At 46.8% G+C, this 25,979-nt stretch carries 23 protein-coding genes; 15 read left to right on the top strand and 8 right to left on the bottom strand.

Annotation, left to right across the window (positions count from 1 at the left end; genetic code table 11):
* Positions 1-97: 97 nt before the first annotated feature.
* The 3 genes from OS145_RS01060 to OS145_RS01050 are packed head-to-tail and all read right to left on the bottom strand — an operon-like array spanning position 98 to position 4,387.
* On the bottom strand, positions 98-2,059 hold the full coding sequence (locus tag OS145_RS01060) for an ATP-binding protein (RefSeq protein WP_006954080.1): 1,962 nt from the start codon (positions 2,057-2,059) through the stop codon (positions 98-100).
* Positions 2,056-3,330, bottom strand: coding sequence for an SIR2 family protein (locus tag OS145_RS01055; RefSeq protein ID WP_006954079.1), 1,275 nt, complete (start codon positions 3,328-3,330; stop codon positions 2,056-2,058). The genes OS145_RS01060 and OS145_RS01055 overlap by 4 nt, the downstream gene beginning before the upstream one ends.
* A 40-nt stretch (positions 3,331-3,370) precedes the next feature.
* On the bottom strand, positions 3,371-4,387 hold the full coding sequence (locus OS145_RS01050) for an Abi family protein (RefSeq protein ID WP_040487481.1): 1,017 nt from the start codon (positions 4,385-4,387) through the stop codon (positions 3,371-3,373).
* Positions 4,388-4,704: 317 nt separating this feature from the next.
* Between OS145_RS01050 and istA the strand changes: the two genes are divergently transcribed.
* Both istA and istB read left to right on the top strand, forming a co-directional pair.
* Entirely contained in the window at positions 4,705-5,739 is a 1,035-nt protein-coding gene (istA, locus tag OS145_RS01045) for an IS21 family transposase (RefSeq protein WP_006954077.1), read from the top strand.
* Positions 5,723-6,499 carry an IS21-like element helper ATPase IstB gene (gene istB, locus OS145_RS01040; protein ID WP_006954076.1) on the top strand — a complete coding sequence of 259 codons (777 nt, stop codon included), beginning with the start codon at positions 5,723-5,725 and terminating at the stop codon, positions 6,497-6,499. Before istA ends, istB begins: the two co-directional genes overlap by 17 nt.
* A 620-nt stretch (positions 6,500-7,119) precedes the next feature.
* Here istB and OS145_RS01035 read toward each other — a convergent pair.
* On the bottom strand, positions 7,120-7,323 hold the full coding sequence (locus OS145_RS01035) for a helix-turn-helix domain-containing protein (protein ID WP_006954075.1): 204 nt from the start codon (positions 7,321-7,323) through the stop codon (positions 7,120-7,122).
* Positions 7,324-7,439: 116 nt separating this feature from the next.
* Between OS145_RS01035 and OS145_RS01030 the strand changes: the two genes are divergently transcribed.
* From OS145_RS01030 to OS145_RS01010, 5 genes are read left to right on the top strand one after another with little or no spacing between them, the layout of a single operon-like run.
* Positions 7,440-7,673 (top strand): glycosyltransferase family protein, encoded by a 234-nt coding sequence (locus tag OS145_RS01030; protein ID WP_006954074.1) that lies wholly within the window; start codon positions 7,440-7,442, stop codon positions 7,671-7,673.
* A complete protein-coding gene (locus tag OS145_RS01025) occupies positions 7,666-8,844 on the top strand; it encodes an Arm DNA-binding domain-containing protein (protein WP_006954073.1) in 1,179 nt (392 codons plus the stop codon). The genes OS145_RS01030 and OS145_RS01025 overlap by 8 nt, the downstream gene beginning before the upstream one ends.
* A 51-nt stretch (positions 8,845-8,895) precedes the next feature.
* Complete coding sequence (locus OS145_RS01020) at positions 8,896-9,828, top strand: 3'-5' exoribonuclease YhaM family protein (RefSeq protein ID WP_006954072.1); 933 nt, start codon at positions 8,896-8,898, stop codon at positions 9,826-9,828.
* A gap of 40 nt (positions 9,829-9,868) precedes the next feature.
* Positions 9,869-10,396 (top strand): DNA-binding protein, encoded by a 528-nt coding sequence (locus tag OS145_RS01015; RefSeq protein ID WP_006954071.1) that lies wholly within the window; start codon positions 9,869-9,871, stop codon positions 10,394-10,396.
* A 31-nt stretch (positions 10,397-10,427) separates the two neighbouring features.
* Positions 10,428-10,958 carry a hypothetical protein gene (locus tag OS145_RS01010; RefSeq protein WP_006954070.1) on the top strand — a complete coding sequence of 177 codons (531 nt, stop codon included), beginning with the start codon at positions 10,428-10,430 and terminating at the stop codon, positions 10,956-10,958.
* A 560-nt stretch (positions 10,959-11,518) separates the two neighbouring features.
* Here the strand turns inward: OS145_RS01010 and OS145_RS01005 are convergent.
* A complete protein-coding gene (locus OS145_RS01005) occupies positions 11,519-12,391 on the bottom strand; it encodes a LysR family transcriptional regulator (protein ID WP_165477433.1) in 873 nt (290 codons plus the stop codon).
* Between the two features lie 134 nt (positions 12,392-12,525).
* Between OS145_RS01005 and OS145_RS01000 the strand changes: the two genes are divergently transcribed.
* The gene (locus OS145_RS01000; RefSeq protein WP_006954068.1) at positions 12,526-13,245 is read left to right on the top strand and encodes an SDR family oxidoreductase; all 720 of its coding nucleotides are present in this window, start codon (positions 12,526-12,528) and stop codon (positions 13,243-13,245) included.
* Positions 13,246-13,263: 18 nt separating this feature from the next.
* On the opposite strand, the gene OS145_RS00995 is transcribed toward OS145_RS01000, so the two are convergent.
* The gene (locus OS145_RS00995) at positions 13,264-13,866 is read right to left on the bottom strand and encodes a TetR/AcrR family transcriptional regulator (protein ID WP_006954067.1); all 603 of its coding nucleotides are present in this window, start codon (positions 13,864-13,866) and stop codon (positions 13,264-13,266) included.
* A gap of 197 nt (positions 13,867-14,063) precedes the next feature.
* Here OS145_RS00995 and OS145_RS00990 point away from each other — a divergent pair, with 197 nt between their 5' ends.
* From OS145_RS00990 to OS145_RS00980, 3 genes are read left to right on the top strand one after another with little or no spacing between them, the layout of a single operon-like run.
* Positions 14,064-14,825, top strand: coding sequence for an SDR family NAD(P)-dependent oxidoreductase (locus OS145_RS00990; protein WP_006954066.1), 762 nt, complete (start codon positions 14,064-14,066; stop codon positions 14,823-14,825).
* A gap of 54 nt (positions 14,826-14,879) precedes the next feature.
* Positions 14,880-15,851, top strand: coding sequence for an SDR family NAD(P)-dependent oxidoreductase (locus tag OS145_RS00985; RefSeq protein WP_006954065.1), 972 nt, complete (start codon positions 14,880-14,882; stop codon positions 15,849-15,851).
* 33 nt (positions 15,852-15,884) lie between these two features.
* A complete protein-coding gene (locus tag OS145_RS00980; RefSeq protein ID WP_006954064.1) occupies positions 15,885-16,532 on the top strand; it encodes an NADPH-dependent F420 reductase in 648 nt (215 codons plus the stop codon).
* 470 nt (positions 16,533-17,002) lie between these two features.
* On the opposite strand, the gene OS145_RS00975 is transcribed toward OS145_RS00980, so the two are convergent.
* Positions 17,003-17,932 (bottom strand): AraC family transcriptional regulator, encoded by a 930-nt coding sequence (locus tag OS145_RS00975; protein WP_006954063.1) that lies wholly within the window; start codon positions 17,930-17,932, stop codon positions 17,003-17,005.
* 159 nt (positions 17,933-18,091) lie between these two features.
* Positions 18,092-18,703: a TetR/AcrR family transcriptional regulator gene (locus OS145_RS00970; RefSeq protein ID WP_006954062.1), complete on the bottom strand. Its 612-nt coding sequence runs from the start codon at positions 18,701-18,703 to the stop codon at positions 18,092-18,094.
* 432 nt (positions 18,704-19,135) lie between these two features.
* Here OS145_RS00970 and OS145_RS00965 point away from each other — a divergent pair, with 432 nt between their 5' ends.
* The 4 genes from OS145_RS00965 to OS145_RS00950 all read left to right on the top strand — a co-directional run bounded on the left by OS145_RS00965 (position 19,136) and on the right by OS145_RS00950 (position 25,742).
* Positions 19,136-20,377, top strand: coding sequence for an efflux RND transporter periplasmic adaptor subunit (locus OS145_RS00965; protein WP_006954060.1), 1,242 nt, complete (start codon positions 19,136-19,138; stop codon positions 20,375-20,377).
* A gap of 10 nt (positions 20,378-20,387) precedes the next feature.
* On the top strand, positions 20,388-23,564 hold the full coding sequence (locus OS145_RS00960) for an efflux RND transporter permease subunit (protein WP_006954059.1): 3,177 nt from the start codon (positions 20,388-20,390) through the stop codon (positions 23,562-23,564).
* Positions 23,557-24,939: an efflux transporter outer membrane subunit gene (locus tag OS145_RS00955; protein ID WP_006954058.1), complete on the top strand. Its 1,383-nt coding sequence runs from the start codon at positions 23,557-23,559 to the stop codon at positions 24,937-24,939. The genes OS145_RS00960 and OS145_RS00955 overlap by 8 nt, the downstream gene beginning before the upstream one ends.
* A gap of 134 nt (positions 24,940-25,073) precedes the next feature.
* On the top strand, positions 25,074-25,742 hold the full coding sequence (locus tag OS145_RS00950) for a Rossmann-fold NAD(P)-binding domain-containing protein (RefSeq protein ID WP_006954057.1): 669 nt from the start codon (positions 25,074-25,076) through the stop codon (positions 25,740-25,742).
* Positions 25,743-25,979: the final 237 nt, after the last annotated feature.

Here is a 25,979-nt window from a genome sequence, read left to right as displayed (position 1 = left end):
TTTGGAGTTGTAACCCTCTCGGAAAATCGGAGCAGTTTTAGTAGAAAATTCATCTAAACTAAAACAAAAGAGTTTTCTATGCGCAAATCACTACAGTCTATTGCAGTTGTGGTGGTGGAGATGGAAATGGCTTAAACCACTCTTCATGAACTTTGCAATTCTCACTATTAGGTTCTGGGTAGGCTTGTTTCACTCGCACGTGAAGTGGCATTGAAACACAGTTACCAAATATTAGAGCCTCTCCGGGAACCGATTGCTTAATCTTGTTAGCAAAATCATCTGAAAAGTAAGGAAGTATGGCGTATACGTACTTCATATCTATCTCGTTTTGTATGCGGTGGATTATGAAGTTTGAGCATTGGGATAAAACAGTTTCAGACAACTCTGAGGGGCGTTGTGATGACACCAATAAATACAATGCGTATTTTCTACCCTCTCGCGCAATCTGTTCGAATATATTTTCACGAAGCAGATACTTAGAATCTTTCTTGATGTAGCGATGAGCCTCATCTAGCACCAGATGTATAGGCTTCTCCCTTCTAGCGGAGCCTTTCAGTTTTTTCCGTGACGTGAAATGAAGCCTTGAGGTTACAGAGGTTAATGTTTCTAGTGCATCCTTTGATAGCTCGCTGGTGTCGATAATCACCATGTTAGTCTTTTCTGGTACTGTTTTATCAGACTGCCACAACCAATCAAGGTATTGATCAATATTTGTTGCTCCTACGGGTGACTTTCGCATGAAAGCGCAATCAGGGTTGTCCAAGAAAAAATCCAATCGTGTCATCATCGTAGACGTGTATTCCCTTACTCGGCCATTACCTCTAGCATCTTCTTCTAATAATGTAAGATTCGCTGCCTGTTTCAAAAACTCGTAGTTGAAATACTCTTCGCCAGACGCTCTATAGTCCATAACTTCTCGTAGAGTATCTTTATTAATTCTGTTTTCAACTAACTCTACTGCCCTCATTAACTTGCCATCGTTTCTACCCCAATCGATGGTGCAACTTGCATTCAAGTCATGTAAATCCTGTAACACACCTTCCTGCTGACATGCGCGTTGGAGATCATCATCCATCTCTATAAGTGTTAAAATTCCATAAAGTATGCCTTGTGCGGTAGTAATAATTGCTGTATCACTGTCACCTTGAGCTTGTAGTATATGGATTAGATTACAGATCTTAAATCTGAGGTAGTTGATGAGCTTTTGCCTATCATCCCCTTCGTGGGTCGCGATCATATAAAACTTATAACTTTCCTGAAGTACCTTGTCCCAGAAGGGGCGTTGGGTGGCATCCGTAGCCATTAGGAACGAACTCCATTCGTCAATATTCATCAAGAAGTGAGGAAGGTAAAAAGGTTCGACGCCGTCTTCAGTAGCTTCAATGTTTGGCTTTAATAACCTAACCTTTATATATGGGCTGATTTCGTGTCCTGTAAAAGCATTTTTATACTCGCCGTTGACGTCAAAAATTAGTATTCGCGAACCAATAGCAGAGTTATTTTTCTTCTTATGAATTTCTTGGATTATGTGAGCTATTGTATTTGACTTGCCGCTACCAGAGTTACCGAGTACAGCGGAGTGAATATTGAAAAATGAATTGATCGAGATGTCTATCGGGTAGTTAATCAGGTTTTTACTCTCTCCGAGAAAAAAGCTCTGATGAATTGCTTTGCTTAGCTCTTTATCTTTACCTGTTTGAAGGATTAGTTCCATATCCTCGAATGTAACGACGTTTACTTCACTATATATTCCGGGGAAGATCCCGACCCCAAGATTAAACCGGTCATCTCTTGTGATTGTACCTATAGGCTTCAAGAGTAGTTCACGATTACTATCAAAATCATAAGCGGCTGAATCTAGTTTGGTATCGCTATCAAAAATTGACATAACTTCGCAGATTAACTGCTCACCCACCGAGTTGGTTGTCTTTAAGTAGCTTCCGATATTACCAAAATAATACACAGTGCCAGCAAGGTTAACGGAGTTACCTCTTATCTCTGACGAGATCTTTACTCGGAATTGATTGAAATTTACCGAAACAATTTTTCCAATCTTCATTTTGCACCCTTGATTGACTTCAAAGATTTGATAAATTCTTCAAGAATTTCGATATCTTTGCTGCGATCTAAATCAGGAATAAAGTTATTTACAATAAAGTTGAAATAATGAACCTTTTCCTTTGAGTGTGCTGCACCGGTTCCATCAGAACTATCAACCTCTCCTGATATCTGATAAATCCGTCTGTCCGTCAGTTTTGTGAGGTTTTCAGAAGGATGATAGTTACCAAAAATAACAACGCTAAGGCTTGAATTTGATGCCAGAGCAGAATAAATGGCATTGTTTATATGTTCATCACTAAAACTATAGCCAATAATTATTAACACCCCATGTTGCAGTAAGAGCTTGTTTTGAAACTCCCTAATTAGATCAGCATACGGGGAGCCTAAGCTCTTATTTTGTTTTAGCGGCGTGGGATAGATCAGTACGTTCTTGTCTTTGGGTGGCTCATTAGGAACTACATCAACCTCTTTAATGTTGAAAAATGAGTTGTCATCTGACTCGATCCAACTAACCGATCCATGAAGCTTGTAAAGATAAACCATGTTTTCCAGAGGCTCATACTTTTCGACGCTTGGATCAACCTTTCGTGAGAATGTGTAGGAAAAACGCGCTGGATTAAATGTACGAGACAGGCCACTACTGAAGCCGTTGTTGTAGTTAATATTCAGATAGCCTAATGCAGTTTCGCTAAGTAAGTCGTTGTTAGTAGTGAATACGTTGACTCTCGCTAGATCCTTATTTCGTAATGCTAATTTCTGATAGAGCTTTTTATACAAATTCAGGGATTCTTCAGCCTTAGCATCTGTGCAGTCAATATTGATAGATGAGTAAATTTGGGACTCAATCAAGTTGATAAGGAAATCGTTCAGACTATCTTTTTCGTTAACACCTTTTGAATATTCTCGCTTTGAATAGAGTGTACCTAGTATGTCTTCTAAATTGTCTGGAGAGCCGTCCCGAACAGAGTTGAATAGTGCTTTCACATCATCGTGCTTTAGATTGTTAGTCTGAGATGCTAAGTCAGTCGCAGTTGTTTCATCCTTTACTTTTTTGTCCACTATTTCGATAAGCTCGGCCATAGCTGGGATAGCATCTGAGCTAACTCCTGCGCCCAGTAAAAAGTGAAGATTTTTAATATTTGTTAGATCTGATAACTTACTTCTGATCTTCTCGATACCATCTTCAACACTCTCATTATCACCAAGCAGACTATCCTGCCCCTGTTTGAATATTAGACAGTCCTTCGCGAGTTTTTTATCTTCACTCATATTATCAATTCCCTCTAATACACTTTTAAGCCTCTTTCTTTCAGAATGCTCTGTGAAAATCTTGTGCTAATGTATAAATAGTTTTCCCGTTATGAGTGATCCTCACTGGGCCGCCGTCTTCTAGCTTAGTCAGAAGCTTCTTAACTCCCCAGCCTCCCTTATTAATAGGGTGAGTACAAGTGATTTTCTCTGGAGAGATGAAACTATGAAGCCCATCCAGACTACATAAGACTCTGAATCTTGCATCGCCGTGGTGTTCAAGAAATGTAGCTAATCTCTCTTTACTCATCCATCGAATGGCCTCTAGAATATCCTCGTAATGCTTTAATAATAGTGAGCAACTGGCTTTCGCACCGTAGACAGGCTTCGAGTAATCAGGTTTGCCATTAACAGGGGAGTTATAGAAGAACTTCCAGATAGCCTCGTGATGCGTTAGTCTATTCCTCAACTCTCTGATAGATAGAAATTTTTTTTCTATATTAGCTCTAGTAATTCCGGCCGGAGCGTTAGGGAATACTGTTTTCAGTTGGTTAGGCCAAAGTAGCATGTGCGAACTGTTATCTTCATATGCCGGCGAGAGAAAATTCGTCCAGAAGCCAAAATCCATGACAGAGATCACATTGTTTGGTGTGACAGCCTTCCCAGCTTTTTTTAGCTTTTTACTCGCATCTACGACTTTCTTTTCTTCCCACAGATATTTAATAATCAGTCGTTTCTTACTGGGAGTAAGCACATAACCTTGTTTGTCCACGGGTTGTCTGGAACGCGCGCTTTTTGTGTATCTGGTGTGGTTAGAAAGCTTTCTATTTCCCATGTACTCAGTGAAGGAAAAGATCCAATCTGTTCCAGTACTGTATTGACCTTTAGCAGCTTTGGGAGGGTTTTCTCGAATTGCGCAGTCAATAGCGTTTCGTAGTGTAACTTCTAAGCATTGGATAACAGGGAAGAGCGCACCACAGAGAGCTTTATTCCAATGATAAGCTGCTAGCACTTCATCGTGCTTAACTTTAAGATGGTGCTCATAAATCGACAACCGACTTGATGATATGTACTTCAATTGCTTTCCCTGCTATTAAGTTGTTGACTTCGGATAATAACATGTCTAGACTGTTTTACATAAAGGCGGAGTAGCCTCGGAAAAATCGAGGTCTCATGCGAAAAAGTTCTACGGAAAAGCCACCCTCGGGTGGCTTTTCTCGTTTTGGAGCAGTTGTTAATCTTAGTAGACGTATATCGTTTAATTCGAAGTAAAACGATTAGAGTTACGGCAGGCTGTTACTACTGTTACCGGCAGTGTAAAAATGACCCCCTAACGGCAATTGAAAATTGACCCCCTGAAGTAAACTAGCGGTTTTTCTCAAGAGGCCGCTTTCGATGTTAACTCAGGAGATGGTTGTGACCATTAAAGTACTTAAGCACCAAGGTAAATCGATCAAAGGGATAGCGCGCGAAACAGGCCTGGCCCGGAACACTGTTAAAAAGTATTTGCAGCAAACCGAGAGTACGCCGGTTTATCAACGCAGCGTTGTGCGTCCGAGCAAGCTTGACCCCTTCAAAGATTATATTCAGGCGCGCATCAAAGCGGCTCATCCAGATTGGATACCAGCAGCCGTGCTCTATGAAGAGATCTTGGCCCGTGGCTACCAAGGCAAAATCCGAATACTCAGCGAGTACGTCGCCACGTTCAAACCTAAGCAGGCAGCCGATCCACTCGTAAGATTTGAAACCGAGCCAGGTAAGCAATTGCAGGTGGACTTCACCATTATTCGCCGTGGAACCTATGCCCTCAAAGCCTTCGTGGCGACGCTGGGTTATTCACGTGCAAGTTATGTGCGGTTTTACGATAACGAGCGCACAGAAGCCTGGATTGACGGCCTTGAGCACAGCTTTGACTTCTTTGGTGGTGTGCCACACGAAGTACTGTTCGACAATGCTAAGACCATCATGATTGAGCGCGATGCCTACGCGGATGGTGAGCATCGCTGGAACCCCAAGCTTTTATCAACCGCACAGGACTTCGGCTTTCATCCTCGTGTTTGTCGCCCCTATCGGGCTAAAACTAAAGGCAAGGTTGAACGCTTTAACCGTTACCTTAAATCAAGCTTCGTCGTGCCTCTGCAGGCAACGCTAAGAACCTCAGGCTTACGTTTAGATGTGCAGACTGCGAATGGCTATGTCGGTCGCTGGCTGACGCAGGTGGCGAATGCTCGAGTGCACGGTACGACCGGAGACGTACCAAACCAGCGCTTAATAACGGAGCAAGAGGCGTTGTTGCCGTTGCCGATGAAGATCGGCAGCGTGTACCAGCCGCAAGCATCGCGTCGTGTGCCAACACCATACGAGAGCTTGCAACATCCACTCAGTGTCTATGACCAGATGTTGCGAGGTGCGCATGAACTTACAGTCTGAACGCATTGCCGATGCTTGTCGGCAACTTGGCTTATACGCATTGCCTGAAGCCTGGCCATCCATTGCTGAGCATCACCTCGCGCAGGAAGGCTCGTATGCGGACTTCATTGAGAAGCTCTTAGCTGAAGAGCTGAAAGCAAAAACCCAGCGCACCAAGGCGACCCTACTCAAGTTCGCCGGTTTACCAAACATTAAAACGCTTGAGGAGTATGACTTTAACTTCGCCAGCGGCGTGCCCAAAGCACAGCTGACGGAGTTGTCAGGCCTGAGTTTTATCGAACGACACGAGAATGTTGTGATGCTTGGTCCCAGTGGTGTGGGTAAAACGCATCTAGCTATTGCGCTTGGTTACAAAGCCATCATGGCCAGCACTAAAGTGCGCTTTATTACGGCAGCAGATCTGATGCTGCAACTGGCGACAGCACACAACCAAGGTAAGCTGAAAACTTACCTACAGCGCGTTGTAATGAGTCCAAAGCTACTCATCATCGATGAAATCGGCTACCTGCCGTTTGGCCGCGAGGAAGCAAACCTGTTCTTTAACGTGGTCGCAAAACGCTATGAGCGTGGCAGCACATTACTGACCAGCAACTTACCATTTAGCCAGTGGGCGGGTGCCTTCGCGAACGACACCACATTAACGGCTGCGATGTTAGACCGCCTGCTGCACCATTGCCATGTAATCCAAATCAGTGGTGAGAGCTACCGGTTGAAAGACAAAAAGAAGATAGGCATTGCACCGATAATCGGTGAAATTTAACCCCAAGGGGGGTCAAAATTAGATTGCCGAATTAACCCCAAAGGGGGTCAAATTTAAACTGCCGTTGACACTACTTAAAAGCATGACGTAAGACCTGTGAGGTATCTGAACAAAAAAGCATGTCGACGTAGGTTAGCACCTGTGAGTTATTTGAGTAAACGCATATGACTCAACTGAATTTTATTATTTGTTTCTGAAAAAAAGTACGTGCGACTCCCTTTAATTCAACGACATGCCCAGTTGTTCCGAATGAATTTTTACCGCCAATTAAAAATCTGGAATTAAGCCTGATTGAGCGTTCGATACCTTTGCACGAATTGATTTTTCGGGTATTACCCGCGCAGCATGGTGGCTAGTATTGTTGATGTTCAAGACTGCGGTAAGTGGTTCCGAATGCAAGCTTAAATATCGGTCTATAACGGTTTCACTGGCACGCCTATTAATAAGCTCCTAGAATCCATCTACGACATCGTTTTGTAAATCAGACTCACGAATATGGTCTTGCCGTGGCGTCAATCCTCAGGATACATTGCGTCTTTGGAGCTTGATATTTGACTAAGTTTCATATTTCAGTCTTCCGTTTTCAAAACGAACAAACAGATATTAATTTCTTCCCTAACTTAATCATCAACTACTTCAAGTAGCTCACCAACATCACACTCCAAATATCGACAAAGTGTTTCCAGCGTCTCGAAGTCAATTCGTGACGTTGTTTCGTGATACAGGCGAGTCAAGGTACTGCGGTTAATTCCGGTATCCCTGACGACGTCTGCGACCTTCAGTTTTCGCGCGCCTAGTAACTCTGCAAAGTTGCATTTTATCATTTTAGCGACCTATTTTAATTCTCTAGAGAAACAAAAAGCATTGACAAGTTATCAATAGGTGTATAATGTATCTCTAGAGCATCATTATTGCTCTCTTAAGATACTAGGAGAATAGCATGAACGAAACATACCTGACCACTGAAGAATTATCTGAGCGTATTAAATACGATCCCAGAACGATCAGAGAGCAGTTGAAAGACTCTGTTTTGTTGGAGGGCATTCATTACGTTCGTCCTTTCGGAGGCCGAAAACTCCTCTTTATTTGGGAGGCTATTCAGCGGGACATGATGGGGGCTTCCTCAAACTCATTGGCTATCCCAATGGCGAGAGGAGGTCTTGCTCATGGCTAGAATGTACGCACGGAAGGAAAATAACCGTTTGGTTATTGACTTCAGTTACCGCGGCAAAAGATGTCGCGAACAAACTTCTCTTGAAGACACGCGAGAAAATCGTAAGAGGGTGCAGAAGCTGCTCGACCGGATTGAAGCGGAGATTACGTTAGGCACCTTTGATTATGGTAAGCATTTCCCAGGAAGCGCCAAGGCGCAGCAATTCAGGGAAATGCAGGTGCGCAGTCAGCATCTTGATACGCCCCTGTTCAGTGACTTTGCGAACACGTGGTTTGCTGAAATGAGTATTCAGTGGCGAACATCGCATGCTGATACGGTGCGAATTACATTGGATAAGTATTTAGTCCCAGCCTTTGGGGAAAGGGAAGTTGGCCGCATCACCAAAGCGGAAGTACTTGAGTTTCGGGCCTCACTCGCCAAAGTTACGCCCCGAAGCAACAAGTCGCTATCTCCGTCGCGGATAAACCACATCATGACGCCTTTGCGCATGATTTTGAATGAAGCAGCCAACCGCTACAATTTTAGCTCACCTTACCAGGGAATTAAATCGCTTAAGGTGCCGCGCACGGATGTAGAGCCATTCACGATAGATGAGGTTCGGCTCATCATCGAAAAGGTCCGTCCTGATTTTCGGGACTACTACACCGTGCGGTTCTTTACCGGCATGCGGACAGCGGAAATCGATGGGCTCCAATGGGATGCGGTGGATTTTGACCGCCGGCAAATCATGGTACGCAGCACCATCGTTAACGGCGAAATCCAAAGCACCAAAAACGATGGGTCGTTTCGCGCAATTGACATGAGCGAGCTGGTCTTCGATGCATTGAAACATCAGTACGAAGCAACCGGTGACCAGCAGTACGTGTTTTGTACCCGCAGCGGCTCGCCGTTGTCGCATAACAACGTGACCAAACGTGTCTGGTATCCACTTTTACGGCATCTGGGGTTGCGTAAACGACGCCCTTACCAAACGCGCCATACGGCTGCCACGCTCTGGCTGGCAGCGGGGGAGAGCCCTGAGTGGATTGCCCGGCAGATGGGTCACTCGACAACCGAAATGCTGTTCCGGGTCTATTCACGCTTTGTACCGAACCTGACCCGCCAGGACGGCTCCGCGTTCGAGCGATTGCTCAAATCCAACTTCAACGATTTCAAACCCGACGCAGAGTGATTAAGAGCTCACTCCGTCGCGCTACCGATTTAATTACCCTGGAGAATTATTATGAACACCATTACAACCAACACGATCAAAGACACCATTCAGCCGCTGCTCGTCGACGCGAAAGACTACATGCGCTTTACCGGACGTTACTACTTGTGTGAAGTGGAGTATGTGAATACAACATCGGCGCAGGAGCGTTGCAAATTAACGTTATCTGACAGCTCCGGCACTATTGAGGTTTATGCCCGATATGAGCAACTGCGCGATGAAGCTATCTTAGTGGACGCTATGGTTCACGTGGAAGTCGCGAAGTCATTTATTGGTGAACAAAGTGTACGGGTTTGTAAGGTACTGGCCTGCGCCGATGACTGCGAGACCATCGGTATGTCGCTTGCGGCGCTTCCAATTGCTAAGTGCCCACGCACTGATATTTTTAAAGCGCTGCTTGTGATGGAGAGCCGTATCCAGTCCGAGGTCATGAAAGAATTCCTCTGTGACGTGCTGTTACAGAAACACGTGGCTATCGCCTACCTTGAGTGCCCCGCAACCCTTAACGGTCACCACAGTTACGGGGCGGGGCTGCTTGAACATTCCATTGATGTCGCCTGGAATATTCTGGGGGTACAGACTTTTAAGAGCATTGAGAGGGACACCGCCATTGTTGCTGCGCTTTTACATGATATTGGAAAAACACAAACGCTGACCAACCAACAGATGCCGAGCCGGCTGGGATGTCGTGTTGATTCGCCGCATTTGACCCTGGAGCTCTGTGCTGGCGCATTGAAGAAGCTCGATGCACGAGCGCCGCTGATGGCCGAACGGCTCCGGGAGGCATGGGTTGCACTCATCCCGGGTATCGCACTAAGTACCGACAGAAAGCCGCTATTGATTGATGTGTTAGAGCGCTCAAAGCACTTCAGTATTGAGGGCGAGCAGTCCATGGCGTTTCTGGCCGATGCCGAAATGGGCGTGCCCATTTCGGCCGATCATTAATTTCTTTAATTTAATTAATTTCTTTAAAGAGGAATGATTTATGGCACGCCACCCGGAAGTCAGCGAACAGCAAATCATTGATGCCGGTTTAGCTCTGGAGAAGCGAGGAAAGCGCCCGAATGCGGGCGCTATTCGTGTTCAGCTTGGCGATAGGGGCGGTTTAGCTCGCATCAAATCGATTTGGGAAAGCTACCAGAATAACCGCGATGAGCCGTTGTATCCGTCTGCCCGCAGCGACCTGTCGTTTGACGCATTACCCAGCGCATATGCGGACGAGGCGGAGCTGCTCATAGATAAGGTGTCGCAGGCGATGAAGAATATGGCAGTAGCCGCCTACGGTGATGCACAAAGCCTATTTGAGCGTCGCCTCAAGAGTCTCGAAGCAAACCATGCGGCATCTATCACTCACTACCAGGAGAGCGAACAATCAGCCGTTGACTGCGTTGAAAAGCTCGAAGACGACCTCGATGAGATACAGAACGAGCGGGACTCGCTGGCGGAGCAAAATGCCAAGCTAATGATTGAGAACGCGGAGCTTCGCGGAAAGCTCTATGCGTCCAAAGAATAGTTTAAACCACAGAATTTAAAGAGAGGCACATATGGCACTTAAAACCATAAGTTTTGTTGGCTTAGCGCCTGAGAAACTGTTAGAAGCAGCCGAGATAGAAATACAAAGTCAGCTTCATCATACCGATGGCGAGCTGTTTTTATACCGTAAGCCTAAGTTTAAGGGCTACAACTTACTAAGGCCATCCGCAGAGGTGCAGGGATTATTGCAGTACTTCGCATCCATTGGTTGTGTTTGCTCTGAATATCGGCTTGCCTATTCATTGCTGCCAAACAACGTGGATGAGTGGCCTTTAAAGTCCGAGGACTTGGCCTATTATTATGCTTTTAGTGCGGCGGAAGCACGAGTCAACCTTGAATATGATGAGCGCGTGTCGAATCTGTTTGAGGCATTTGAATACAGCTCTGAGTTTGCGCGCTACCGGTACATGATGAACGACTTCATCCGAAAGTATGCGGGATCTCGAACGATCTCAACGGACATTATCTGGCACTTTCAATATCTGTCGAAGCACGATGATAAAGATCAGGAGTTTTCGGAGAATATGACACTAGACAGTTGAAAAAATCACAACTCGAATCAACCGCTATCTACCAAAGATAGGGCTAGGATGATTCTAGCCCTCAATTCATGTTTTAATTCTTGCAGCCATTTCGTTTGCATGTGACTAGTGCAGCACAGCCCTATATTACTCTAGTTTTGTACGCATAAGGTGTATTTCGACACAATGCAGGAGCGAGGCCACCAGCTTATTAGCTTCGGGCAGAGTCAGGCTGTGTGATGACCTGCTTCCGACGTCAATGCCGGTGCCGGTTGCAATGACCGACGTAAGTAATACGTAGTTGATGATGGCGCGAGTGTCCATAGTGTTGTCTTTTGCGCCATGCTTATTTACCGGTAGCTGATTTTGCAGTCATTTGTCACTATTATGGAATACGGGCAATAACTTTTATTTCAAAATCAAAACCAGCTAGCCAAGTGACGCCTAAAGCCGTTGAAGCCTTCCAGTTATTAGCATCAGGTTTGCTACGAGACTCTGTCTAGAACCTAAGGCTGGCTACTAGAAAAAACTTAGTTGTCTTCCGAACGCGACCAGCCCAGTTGGATCGATACGTTAGTAGTTTAATTGTCCCGAAGAGTATCTATAACGGCTCGCAAACCTGAAGGCATATGGCGATTTCTTGGAAAATACAGATAAAGGCCAGGCCATCCGGGGTTCCAGTCATCTAAGAGGACTGTGAGCTCCTTTGACTCGACCTCTTTTTTAATAAGAGGCTCAGCTATATGACCAATACCAACTCCGTTTTTAACCGCCTTCATAATTAAACCAGGATTATTTGTAGTCATTGTTCCCTTAACATCAATAACCATTCGTTTATCTTTCCGTTTGAATTCCCACTCATACAGTCTGCCGCTTTGAAAGCGAAACCCAATACAGTTGTGTTCTAAAAGATCGGAGGGTTGGGTAGGCAAACCATGCTTCTCAATGTAAGTGGTTGCCGCAGCCACGACAAAGCGAAAATCTTTAATAACTGGTACCGCAACCATATCTTGAGGGACGGTGTCTCTTAGTCGAATTCCGGCGTCAAAGCCCTCGGCGACAGTGTCGATTAATCGATTATCGACAATCAACTCAACGTGGACGTTGGGAAATGTCTCCCGGAACTCCTTACCTAACTTATCAAGCAAAATTGGTGCGGCAATTTCGTTCACGCTGATACGGATGGTGCCGTTGGGCTGCTTGTCATCCGTATCTAATTCATCTACTGCTTGGGTAAGATTATTAAGGATTGAATTAAGTTGGCCAAACAGCTTTTGGCCAGGTTCTGTTAGGGACACACTGCGCGTAGTCCGATTCAGTAAACGTGTTTTTAAGCGTTCTTCTAATGACCTAACAAGGTGACTTACCGTTGAAGGCGTTAAGTTCAGCTCATCAGATGCTTTTTTAAAACTCAAGCGGCTCGCGGTTTTTTGAAACGCGAGTAACTCATTCATTGGTGGCAGCGACATTCATGGCTCCTGTTGTATAGTTCATTCATATTATCTCTATATTACTCATAATAATTTAGTTCTACACTTTGACTAAAAACAATCATCGAATAGCAAACTGGATTAAACGAGAGGTGATTATGAGTAAAGTGTTTCTTGTAACAGGCGGAAATAAAGGCATCGGCAAAGAGATCGTTAAACAGTTGGGCTTGCATGGTCATACAGTCTACCTGGGTGCCCGTAACGTGGAAGAGGGTCGCAATATAGCCGAAGCATTCGAAGCATCTGGCCTTGACGTACGTTTTGTTTACATTGATTTGACCGACGTAAATTCACAGAAAGAAGCTGCCGATCATATAAAATCAAAAAGTGGTCTTCTCGATGGGCTTATCAATAACGCCGGAATGATTAATGATTTTGATCTGGCCTCCAGTGTGAGCCTTGAATCTCTGAGGGAAACATTCGAGACGAATTATTTTGGCACCGTAATGGTGACACAAAATATGCTTTCTCTTTTGAGAGCCGGGGAGCGTAAGGTCATCGTTAATGTTTCGACAGGCCTTGGCTCAATGGCTATGCACGGTGACCCATCCTGGCCTTTTCATGGTACCAACCCATTGGCTTACAACTCGTCAAAGGCAGCTTTAAACATGTTTACCGTTTTACTTGCCAAAGAGCTCCGCGCTGAGGGTTTCAGAGTAAACTCTGTAAGTCCTGGGTGGATAGCAACGGATCTTGGAGGAGAGCAGGCACCGGGGACACCAGAAGAAGGTGCAGCGATTGCCGTAGAATGCGCGCTTGAAGGCAACGATAGTCAAACCGGCTTATTTCGTACAACCGGCGGGACGATTCCATGGTAGGGGATCGTTGCGTCACGGTTAGGCTGCTGAATGTTTAGGTTTTGACGGCCAAGTCGCCAAGGCTTGTTCAGCAACAGCCTCCAGAACATCACGACTGACGCCAGCCTTAGCTTGCACAGCCATGCCGTGGAGCACAGCGCAGACGAAGGCGGCGAGTGATGAACAATCCGCTGTCTTAGGTAAATCGCCATCACGTATGGCTTGTTCTAGTCGAATACGTAGCGATTCCTCTCCTTCTGCCCGGGCATCGACTAGAGCGCGTCGAATAGGCTCTGCATCGTCAGAGCCAGCTAAAGCCCCTTGAATTCCAAGGCAGCCGGTACGATCAGGATAACGGGTGTGTAACTCGGCTGCCTTGTGAAGAATATGTGAGACCACTTCACGTGAAGTGGGCTGCTCCAACGCTGCGGGGAAGAAATCCAGGTAGTGCTCGTAATAGCGTTCGAGTGCTCGACGGAACAGTGCTTCTTTGTTGCCAAACACGGAGTAGAGCGCAGGTCTTTCCACACCCGTAGCCTGTGTTAGATCAGTGTACGATGCGCCTTCGTAACCCTTGCGCCAAAACACGCAAAGTGCCGCATCGAGAGCTTGCTCCACATCGAATTGACGATGACGTCCCATTAAATCCCTCCTCATATTAATAACGACCATTATAAAACTCTTAGAAAAGCCTGCAAGTTGGATAACTGAAATTTATTAATGGTCATTACAAAAAAAGCTTGAAATGTAGTTTTGTATTTTTAATAATGACCATTATAGTAATGATCGTTATTTAATTTTAAGCTTCATTAAAACATGTAACACGGTAAGGAAAGAGCATGGGTAAAATTTTGAAAGGTAAAGTTGCATTGGTTACTGGCGGTTCAAGGGGGCTTGGAGCGGCGATAGCAGTAAAGCTAGCTAAACTGGGCGCTGATGTCGTAATTAGTTATGTGTCCTCGGATGACAAAGCGACATATGTAGTGGAGGAAATAAGAAAAGAAGGCGTAAAAGCCAATTCAATCAAGAGTGATCAAGCAGATCTTAGTTCCGCTAAACCTCTAATTGATTCAGTAATAGCTGGATTCGGTAAACTCGACATCCTTGTCAACAATGCTGGAATTACCGCACAAGGCCAAATGGTAGATGATCCTGAACTTGATGAAGATAAATATAATAGCCAGTGGCAAGTAAATGTTATGGGTGCAATAGCTATTACTCGCGCAGCGGCATCGAAGCTAACAGATGGTGGGCGAATTATCTTCATCGGTTCACTGCTAGGTCAGTATGTACCCTTCAGAGGTGTTGCCGACTACGCCGGAACAAAATCCGCACTTGTTGGGTATGCGAAAGGAATCGCACGTGATCTTGGTCCTCGCAATATCACTGTGAATGTTTTACAGCCAGGCGCTCTGCCGACGGACATGAACAAAGAAGTCCTAGGCGAAAATCCAGATCTTGATAGTTTTCTAGATCTTCACCCCATACGTCGTTTTGCGACTCTTGAGGAAGTAGCGGAAGCTGTTGGCTTCCTATCTGGCCCTAGTGCTAGCTATATCACCGGCGAAACTATCAATATGGCCGGTGGAGCGGGAATCTAATAGGGGTAGGTTTATTAACCTAATTACTTTGAAAATTAACGAGAGGAAATGTAAATGTTTAAGAAATTTAACGCAAAATCGACAGCTGACGAGGTACTTTCCGGTGTCGATCTCAGAGGGAAACGGTTTCTTATTACCGGTGTGTCGTCGGGGATTGGACTCGAGACAGCTCGTTCATTGGCCGCTCATGGTGCTAGCGTGGTAGGTACTGTCCGGGAGTTACAAAAAGGTGAATTGACCAGCGCACCAATTCGGGAGGCCGCATCGCAAGGCAATGGTAATTTCGAATTGGTTCAGCTCGACCTAGCATCGTTACAAAGTGTTCATGCTTGCGCGGACAACTTATTGGGTAATGGTCAGTTGTTTGACGCAATCATTGCTAATGCTGGTGTCATGGCAACACCTTTCGGTAGAACCGTTGAGGGGGTCGAGATCCAGTTCGGAACTAATCACCTAGGTCATTTCGCGCTAATAAATCGAATCGAGCAACTGATAGCAGATAACGGACGTTTAGTGGTGCTATCGTCCCAGGCTCATCGAGCTGCAGACGTTGACCTGAGTGATCCGAATTTTGAGCAACAAGAATACGATCCTTTTGTCGCCTATGGGCGGTCAAAAACGGCAAATGCTCTGTTTGCGGTAGAGTTTGATAAGCGTCATCGTCATCGCGGAATCCGCGCTGCCTCTGTTATGCCGGGAAATAGCCTTACCGATCTTGCACGTCACTTCTCTCAAGAAGACTTACAAGGGCTTTTCGAGTTTGTCGGGAACGCTCGCGCAGAGGCCGGTTTGCCGCCGTCAGAACTGAAAGACGTCGCACAGGCCGCTGCTACATCGGTTTGGGGTGCGGCAGTAGCTGACAAAGACGAAATCGGTGGACGTTACTTAGAAGACTGTACGATTGCAGCCGTCGACGACACACCTAACCCTTTTGTTGATGGTGTTCGGTCATACGCGCTAGATGCTAAAAAAGCTAAGGAGCTCTGGACCGTAAGTGATGAGCTTCTTGCTGCAGCGTGCAATTGAGGTAAACAGTAAAATTTTAAGAAGGGGTCACTAATGTTAACACTTGGAATCATAGGCGCTGGTGAAGTTGGTAGTCATGTTGCGCGAGCCGCGATAGCGAGCGGCTATAATGTTGTCATCGCAAATTCTAGAGAACCGGAAACGTTAATAGAGCTCATTGACGAACTTGGCCCATCGGCGCGTGCTGAAACTGCTGCTGGCGCCGCAGCAGCGGGTGACTTTGTCGTCATAGCGGTTCCTCTTAAAGTTGTTAATGATATGCCAGTGGAAGAACTCGCGGGCAAAGTTGTGCTTGATACAAACAACTACATGATCTGGCGTGACGGTAACATTCCAGCTATTGACTCGGGTGAAAAGACTGTTTTAGAGCTACGCCAAGAGCATCTTCCCACGTCAAAAGTAGCTCAGGCATTTACTCACATTCAGGCTCCCCGAATTATTCGCTGGGCAAAACCAAAAGATGACCCAAGGCGTTTAGCATTGACGACTTCAAGTAACTTTCCCGAAGCCGTTGAGTTCGTGACAAAGTTGTACGATCAGTTCGGTTTTGACACCGTTGACAATAGCCCCCTTCGTGAGTCTTGGCGCACCGCTCCGGGTCATCCGGCATGGAAAAATGAGCGACAGACTAGATCTGAGCTAATTGCAGACCTTGCTCGAGCGCAGCGTGTAATCATTTAGGGGGAAACAGAGTATTAAAAATATTGGTTTCGATAGGTATTTCAATATTAATGCCGCTATCAGTGGCGGATGAGTTATATATAGCCAACTCTTCCAGAAAGCTGAGGATCGCCCGGGGATTCAGACAGTAGGAGACGATGATAGTTGGCAAAGTCGAATATATAGATCCGTTATCCTCCTTTTGTTTAGTGTCGATCCAGCATTAATGTGGTAATTATAGAAGGGGGAGGATAGCTACCTTTGAAGCAGGAGTGGGAGGTAGCCATCTGGAAGGGAAACATATTCGTGGTAGTTGATTGTCTATGTTCTTCAACCTGATGACGTAGCTGATATTGAATGCCTGAACCATGGTCCGGGATGTTCGCTCATACATGGAGTAGAACCTTGTAGGTGACTGGGAAGCTCTCCATCTAGAAGAACACACTTAGGAAGAAGCCGTAAAAGCATACGTCTTATTGATGCTCAAAGAGCTAACCGGCTAATTGAGGATAGCCGCTTCCGGAACTAATACGAAAGTCGTTAATATCGGCTTTCGGTGACTGTCCAAACAAACGGCTATACTCGCGGCTAAACTGAGATGGACTTTCATAACCCACCTGATAGCAGGCGGTGCTGACATCGCTTCCTTCAAACAACATAATCCTCCGTGCCTCATCTAGTCGCAGCTTTTTCTGAAATTGAATGGGCGACATGGCAGTTACACTTTTAAATGCCTGATAAAAGGCAGATTCACTTAAATGTACCGCACTAGCTAAATCTTTAACGCGCAGCGGCTCGTGTAGCCGGCGTTTGATAATATCGATGGCTTGAGCAATACGACTTGCCTGGGTGTCTATAAGGTTAAAATCTCGCAATAGACCTCCCAGCTCTCCGAGTAACAAACGATACATCAATTCGCGTCTAATTAACGGAAACAGTACTTTCGCGTCATCGGGTTTTTCCAGCAATTCAGTTGCGCGCTCCAGTAACTGCATCATTTCGCTGTCGACCTTTCCAACACACAGGCTACTTTGTGATTTTACCGTTGCAGGAATGCGGTCGCCCAATAACAGAATTAATTCACGCAATTCGGCAGTGTCAAAATTAAAACTTAAACCGACGTAGGGGTTATCCGGGGATGCTTGTGATACTCGACCAGAAACCGGAAACACGACCGGAATCAAAAGATAATTCATTTGCTCGTAAGTGACTTTGGTATTGCCCACCAGCAGCTCTTTTGCTCCTTGCAGCATAAAGCAAACCGCGGGGCGATAAATAATTGGGCGAACCTGTGACGGGTTACTGAGATGCATCAGTGAAATGTCATCAATGGCTGTTTGCGTAAGACTTTCTTTTGTAAGTAACGGAAGCAGCCGCTGTGTCAGGTCTGCCATTCGCCGGGTAAGGTACTGATCAGACATAATTGTAATCCTCGAGCTGTGGCTAGATTCACCCTTTAAATCAGATTAATCAGTATAGATGCGGGTATTACGTTTCGACTAGCGAATGGCTCAAGAGTTGTAGTATTAGGCAAGTATTGCGGAGGATCTTACATGTTGCGCTTGTTTAACCCCGAACAGTCAGGCCTTAGGAAAGTTTTCCAGAACCATATCAGCAACCGCATATAACTCGGCGGTAGAGGCGCCATTATTAGCCTGTACGCACATACCTTGTAACACGGTACCAATATAAGAAGCTAGATTAGCCGCATCAATATGCTGTGGCAGGTCGCCATCTTGTTGCGCCTGTTCAAAACGTTTCTGCAGTTCTTGTTGCTCTTCAAGGCGGCGTTTAATTAATGCTTCTTTAACCGTTGCTGAAGCTTCGCTACAGGACAGAGCCCCCTGAACCACAACACAGCCTTGCGGATGTTCGCCATTTGCCATGCTGTCGGCTGCTCCGCGTAGCATTGACTGTACGACCAAATAAGCCGTTTTCTGATCCATCGCTGAATAAAAGAAGGCGCCAGGGCGCTTTTCGTAAAGGTCGATAGCCTGTAAAAACAGCTGTTCTTTATTACCAAAGGCCGAGTAGAGACTGGGTTTATTAATACCCATCACTTTTGTAAGGTCGCTCAATGAGGTGCCTTCGTAGCCATTACGCCAAAACAGTTCTAACGCTTTGCCCAGTGCTTCTTCTTTATTAAAAGCACAAGGTCGTCCGCGACAAACCGTTTGAGTTTTCGTTGTCATAGCTATACTCCTCATCGACACTTTAGTGCCCTTGCTGACACGCTCACATAGTAAACAGGCGGGCGAATACTGTCCAGCGATACTCCGTCTGATTCTGCTGCGGCACAACACCGCTGGCATCAATTGAAAACAGGGGTTCGTATCCACTCTATAGAAATAGGCAAGTCGTCAGCAGTTTTCGGCACGCTAATTTCTACCTGCACTAACTATACTTTACCTCGTATTAAAGGCGGCCTGTTTTTTTGGTTGCTTCAGTTGTTCTTACGTTGTTTTTCAGTATTTAGTTCAAAATAACCATCAATTTTACCGATCAGTACAAAATTCATTTGACAGCAACTCCGATTTCTATATTCTTACCGAACGGTACATAAATAGCTAGTTTTATTTGATGCTCATTTCGCAGTATCTGGCAATAGTTTGGAGAGCAAGGCCATGAGTACGACAAACACTGTAAAAGTTCTTTTAGGAGGTATTGCTGCGCTGGTATTAGCCGCGTGCAGTAATCCGGAAGCGGCAGACGAAGCTGAGGCGCCAGCTCCACCGCAAGTTAGTGTGGCGCAGGTGGTTCACGAGCGAATCACCGAATGGGATGAATTTACCGGTCGTCTGCAAGCGCCAGAAACGGTTCAGTTGATACCGCGAGTTTCTGGTTATATTGAGCAGGTGCACTTCAGTGAAGGTGCTTTAGTGGATAAAGGGGACTTGCTGGTGCAAATTGACCCTCGTCCTTTCGCTACCGAAGTTGCTCGCTTAAAAGCTGAGCTGCAAAGTGCGCAAAGCGCTGCGGTTCAGGCGGAAAAGGAATACCGGCGGGCTGAAAAACTCAGTAGCCAGCGGGCAATTTCTGCTGAACTACTGGACAGTCGTTTAGCTCGTAAACAGCAAACAGCGGCAACAGTAGCTTCGGTTGAAGCGGCACTTGAACGCGCTGAACTCGACTTAAGCTACACCCGCATTACCGCGCCTATTAGCGGCCGGGTATCTTATGCTCAGGTTACCGCCGGTAACTTTGTGAGCGCGGGACAAAGTCAAATTACCAGCCTGGTTTCAACCGAGAAAATGTATGCGTATTTCGATGTAGACGAGCAGAGCTACCTCAAGTACGCACGTCTGGCTGAAACAGGGAAACGAGCTGATACCCGCGACTCGACCTCGAACCCCGTTTATATGGCACTGGCTAACGACAGCAATTATCAGCACGTAGGCCGGGTCGATTTTGTCGATAACCGCATTGATGCGCAAACCGGCACTATTCGTGTACGAGCCAGTTTCCCTAACGATGACAACGACTTGTTACCTGGTCTATTTGCCCGTATTCGTTTGGTGGGCAGCGACTCTTATGAAGGCATTTTGATTGACGAAAAGGCTGTTGGAACCGACCTGAATAACAAGTTTGTATTGGTGGTTAATAGTAATAATGAGCTGGAGTATCGGGCGATTGAGCTGGGTGAAAAAGTTAATGGCCTGCGCATAGTGACAGAAGGTTTAACGCCAACGGACAAAATTGTAGTGAACGGTTTGCAGCGAGTTAGAGCCAATATGCAAGTTGATCCTCAACTGGTGCCAATGGCAAGCAGTGAGCAATTGGTCAGGTTACGTAAGGCGCAACAGCTGCTGGACGAAGCCAGCAATGAGCTGACGGCGCAAACATCTACAGCAGATAACCACGGTTAAGGGGTACTGAATGTTTTCTCAATTTTTCATCCGACGGCCGATTTTCGCCGCGGTTATCTCGCTGTTGTTCTTTATTACCGGTGCGATAGCGGTATGGCAACTGCCTATTACCGAATACCCGGAGGTGGCGCCACCAACGGTTGTAGTAACGGCTAACTACCCGGGTGCTAACCCCAAAGTCATAGCGGAAACTGTGGCCTCGCCACTGGAGCAGGAAATTAATGGTGTGGAGGATATGTTGTATATGTCCTCTCAGGCCACCTCGGATGGTCGTATGACACTGACCGTTACCTTTGCTATCGGTACCGACGTCAATTTAGCGCAAACTCAGGTGCAAAGCCGGGTAGAGCGAGCCAAACCGCGCCTGCCACAGGTGGTGCAGCGCTTGGGGGTAGTGACTGAGAAGTCGTCTCCAAATGAAATCATGGTGGTGAATCTAACCTCACCGGATGATCGCTACGACATGCTGTACCTGTCGAATTATGCGAACTTAAATATCAAAGACGAACTGGCGCGTATAGAAGGCGTTGGGGCGGTCAGGTTATTTGGCGCTGGCGAATACAGCATGCGGGTCTGGCTGGATCCTAATAAGGTGTCCGCACTGGGTTTGTCCCCGGCGCAAATTACCGAGGCAATTCGTGAGCAAAACCAACAGGCGGCAGCTGGCAGTTTGGGTTCTCAGCCAAGCGGTGACGCTGATTTTCAGTTGCTTATCAATGTGAAAGGCCGTCTGACAGACGTCGAAGAGTTTGAAGACATTATTATCAAGGTGGGCGAGAACGGCGAGATCAGTCGCTTAAAAGATGTCGCCCGTGTTGAGCTTGGCGCTTCAACTTATGCGCTGCGCTCGTTACTGAACAATAAAGACGCGGTAGCGCTTCCTATTTTCCAGGCGTCTGGCTCCAATGCCATTCAAATTTCTGACGATGTTCGCTCCAAAATGGCGGAATTGTCGAAAGGTTTTCCTGACGGTTTAACGTACGACATTGTGTACGACACAACCGTTTTTGTGCGCGGCTCTATTGATGCGGTAGTGAAAACTCTGCTCGAAGCTGTATTGTTGGTGGTACTGGTTGTGGTGCTGTTTTTGCAAACCTGGCGCGCCTCAATTATTCCTTTGGTCGCGGTACCGGTGTCGCTGGTTGGAACCTTTGCCTTCATGCACTTGCTGGGCTTTTCGTTAAACGCCTTGTCGCTGTTTGGGCTGGTGCTGGCTATTGGTATCGTCGTGGATGACGCCATTGTGGTGGTGGAAAACGTAGAGCGGAATATTAGCGAAGGTTTGTCCCCCATTGCTGCTACACAAAAAGCCATGAAAGAGGTGACTGGTCCTATTGTCGCGACGACACTGGTGCTGGCAGCGGTATTTATTCCAACCGCCTTTATGTCGGGCTTAACCGGTCAGTTTTATAAGCAGTTTGCGTTAACCATTACCATTTCTACCTTTATCTCAGCCATCAATTCACTAACGCTGAGCCCTGCATTGGCGGCGCTTCTGTTAAAAGGTCATGGCGAGAAAAAAGACATACTGACCCGCGGTATGGATAAGCTGTTAGGCCGTTGGTTATTTGAACCCTTTAACCGCTTTTTTGCCCGTTTGTCTAAAGGTTACGGCTGGCTGGTTAAAAAAGTGATCCGCTATGGCGTCATTGTAGGCGTTCTGTATGTGGCTTTATTAGGGTTAACCGGTCTGCAGTTTGCGACGACTCCTACTGGTTATGTGCCCAGTCAGGACAAGCAATACCTGGTGGCTTTTGCACAATTGCCGGATGCCGCTTCGCTGGATCGCACCGCTGCGGTCATTAAAGAAATGTCGAGTATTGCCTTGGATCATCCGGGTGTGGCGAACTTAATTGCCTTTCCGGGTCTGAGTATTAACGGTTTAACTAACAGTCCGAATTCCGGAATTGTGTTTGTGTCGCTAACTGACTTTGATGAGCGAACGGATTCTTCAATGTCGGCTAATGCAATAGCGGGTGCATTGAACCAGAAGTTCGCGGCTATTGATGAAGCTTACAGTGCCATATTCCCGCCCCCGCCAGTGCAAGGGTTAGGGACTATTGGTGGTTTCCGTCTGCAAATACAAGACCGTGCTAACTATGGTTACGAAGAGCTGTATAAGGTCAATATGGAGGTGATGCAAAAGGCCCGGGCGACGCCTGAACTGACCGGCGTATTTTCCAGTTATCAGGTGAATGTGCCGCAGCTTGATATCGATGTCGACCGTACGAAAGCTAAGCAACAAGATGTGAGCCTGGATGAGGTATTCCAGACTTTGCAGGCTTATATGGGCTCAGTGTATGTGAATGACTTTAACCGCTTCGGGCGTACCTATCAGGTGAATATGCAGGCAGATGAGCAGTTTCGTCAGACGCCTGAACAGATCAGTCAGCTGAAAGTGCGTAACGGCAGTGGCGAAATGGTTCCAGTGGGGTCTTTTATGAACATTACCAACACGGCAGGGCCGGATAGGGTAATGCACTATAATGGCTTTACCACCGCTGAAATTAACGGTGGTCCTGCGCCGGGTTACAGCACTGGGGAAGCGCAGGCCGCCATTGAAAAAATCTTGGCTGAAACCTTGCCGAACGGCATGACCTACGAGTGGACAGAACTGACCTACCAGCAAATTCTGGCCGGCAATGCGGGCATGTTCATTTATCCGCTGGTTATCCTGCTGGTGTTTATGGTGCTGGCGGCGCAGTACGAAAGCTTAACCTTGCCATTGGCTATTATCCTGATTATTCCGATGACGCTGTTATCGGCGCTAAGCGGTGTACTTATCTATGGTGGCGATAACAACATTCTTACCCAGATAGGTTTAATTGTGCTGGTGGGGCTGGCAACGAAGAACGCCATTCTAATAGTCGAATTCGCCAAAGAGCTGCAGGATCACGGCATGACCACTATGGACGCTATTCTGGAAGCGGGTCGCCTGCGTTTACGACCCATACTGATGACGTCTATTGCTTTTATTATGGGCGTAGTGCCTATGGTGTTCTCAAGCGGCGCCGGTGCTGAAATGCGTCAGGCCATGGGAGTGGCCGTATTCTCCGGCATGATAGGCGTCACCATTTTCGGTCTGATTTTAACCCCGCTGTTCTACTATATGCTGGCTAAACGCGGCGAGAAAAAGGCGCTATCAGAGCCGACAGAAAGCTCTTCGGAGGAAACTAATCATGCGTAATACAGCGAAGATATCAACCCTGGCCCTGCTCGTGGCGTCGCTAAGTGCCTGCTCTGCCGGACCGGATTACCAAAAGCCGGAGAAGGTAGAAAGCATTAACCTAAGCCAGCCCTATCAGCAGGCCGAGCAGGCTTTGAGCTGGTGGCAGGCGTTTGATGACGCCGAGCTTAACCAGTTGGTTGAACGTGCTCTGGAGGAGAACCGTACCCTGGCGCAAGCCAGGGCGAATGTCGATCGGGCTTATGCGGTATTTCGTGATGCCGACAACGATTCATGGCCGAAAGGGACGCTGGAAACAGGTTATCAGGCGAGTGAAAACAATACTCTGTCGGCAGACGATGATGACGTTATTACCCGCGGGTACAGCAGCGGTGCCAACTTAAGCTGGGATCTGGATTTGTTCGGTAAGTTACGTCGTGCCAGTGAGGCCGCAGAGGCGCAGGCGCAGCAAGCCGACATTTTATGGCGCGACGCGCAAGTGCAGCTGATCAGTCAGGTGGCAACCAGTTACGGCGAATACCGTGGAGCACAGTTGCGCCTGAAGGTTGCCGAAGAAAACCTGGATAACCTGCAGCAAAGTCGTGCCATAGTGCTGGCCAGATTAGAGGTCGGTATGGCCTCAGAACTGGAGTTAGCGCAAATTGACGTGCAATTGCACCGGGTGAAAGCGTCAGTGCCTGCTTACCGAGAGGCACTGCTAACCGTTGATGCGACTTTGTCGGCATTGCTGGCATTAGAGCCGGGTCAGTTGGAGTTGAGTGCTGAACCGGAACTGCCTGGGCTGAAGCGGCCGGTGGCTGTAGTCGAGGGTGAGAACTATCTGCGCCACCGGGCGGACGTGGCAAGTAGCGAGCGATTATTAGCGGCCCGTACAGCAAATATCGGCGTGGCTACAGCGGATTTATATCCGAACTTGTCGGTACGCGGTTTTCTGGGATTTTTATCCGGGCCTGGATTAACGCTGGGTAGTGAAACTCAAAGCTGGTCAGTGGCACCAAGTTTAAGTTGGCAGGCTGCTGATTTAAGTTCGGTAAAAGCGCGCATTCGGCAGGCCGAAGCCAGTGCGCAAATGGCGCTGGCTCAGTTTGAGCAACAGGTATTTGACGCCATTAACGAAATGCAGTTATCGCTTAACAGTTACAACCTGAGCCGCGAGCAGCAACTTAATACAGAGCAACAGTGGCAGGCCAGTAAAAAGGCCGTAGAAATTGCCCGTCAGCGATATGAAGCGGGTAGCAACGAGTTCCTGGATTTGCTCGATGCCGAACGTGAACTGCTGCGCAGTCGCGACCAGTTGGCTCAACTGCAAGAACAGAGCTTTGTCCGCTTAGTCGATATCTACCGGAACTTTGGTGGCGGCATCCAGTTAAGGTAATTCGTATTTGAACTTATGGTTAGCAGTAAGCAGATGGGGGAGTATCCATAGGAAGGCGATTCGACAGTAAAAGTGTTTTATGGATGCTCACCCCATTTTTTAAATGAAAACAACAAGTATGTTGGTGAACAACTATGTCTACCTATTTGCTGATCAACAGTGACACTTTGTTAGCTAAGCAGTTTGTGAAAACAATTCGACCTTCGGACGACGCCGTTTGGGAATTACATTTCGCAGAGGCAAGTGTGACTGAAGAAAGAAATAATGAAGCTCCACACCTGAGTGTCTGTGATCCTGAAGATGACTGGCGCCTGAATTATGAACTTGAGAGAGCCTTTTTGGAGTTCGGCTATTTTGACGACGTCATCTTATTTCCGGGGGCTCTCAAGTTTGGTGCAATTGAAGCAATTCCATCCCGCACCATTAATGAACAGGTCTCCAGACAAATAACTTCTGTCATTGAGATATACAGAATACTGGCGGACAAGCTGAGGTCGCACAAATCGTGTCATATCACTCAATTCCTCTATGAAGAATCGTACGAATTCAGCGCATTGTCATCGCTGCCTCTGGCTATAAATGGCGCAATCCGTGGCTTTGTTAGCGGGTTACGGAAGGAGCTTTCCCAGCTGAATGTGACTATAGATGTCAAACCGCTAAAGTCCGTTTATATTGACTTTACCAGTGAAGAGTATTCGTTTTTCAATGATCTGGAGTTGACTCAATATCAGACAATGGTCAATCGCTACTTAAAAGACATTGGCAACGTATTTGATGGTAGAGAACGAAACGGAAAGCTCTAAGCCGTGCCGCTAATAATTGGCGCATAAAAAAGCCCTTACAACCCCGGCAGCACGGTTTTGAAGAAAGTGCCTTCGAACGCAGAAGTGCGCTGCAATGCCATAAGCGGCATACTACTCAAAGTAGAAAGTGTCGATGCCGTCGCTAGAACGGCTAGTGAAGAGAATTCGTTCATCACCATCGAAGTGGCGGAACAGATCTTTCCCTACTTCACCGCACTGGCGCGCGCCATATGGGCC

This window comes from Idiomarina baltica OS145, assembly GCF_000152885.1.
Lineage (GTDB): Bacteria > Pseudomonadota > Gammaproteobacteria > Enterobacterales > Alteromonadaceae > Idiomarina > Idiomarina baltica.
The sequence above is the reverse complement of the archived record's forward strand: the minus strand, read 5'-3'. Positions and strand labels throughout refer to the sequence as shown.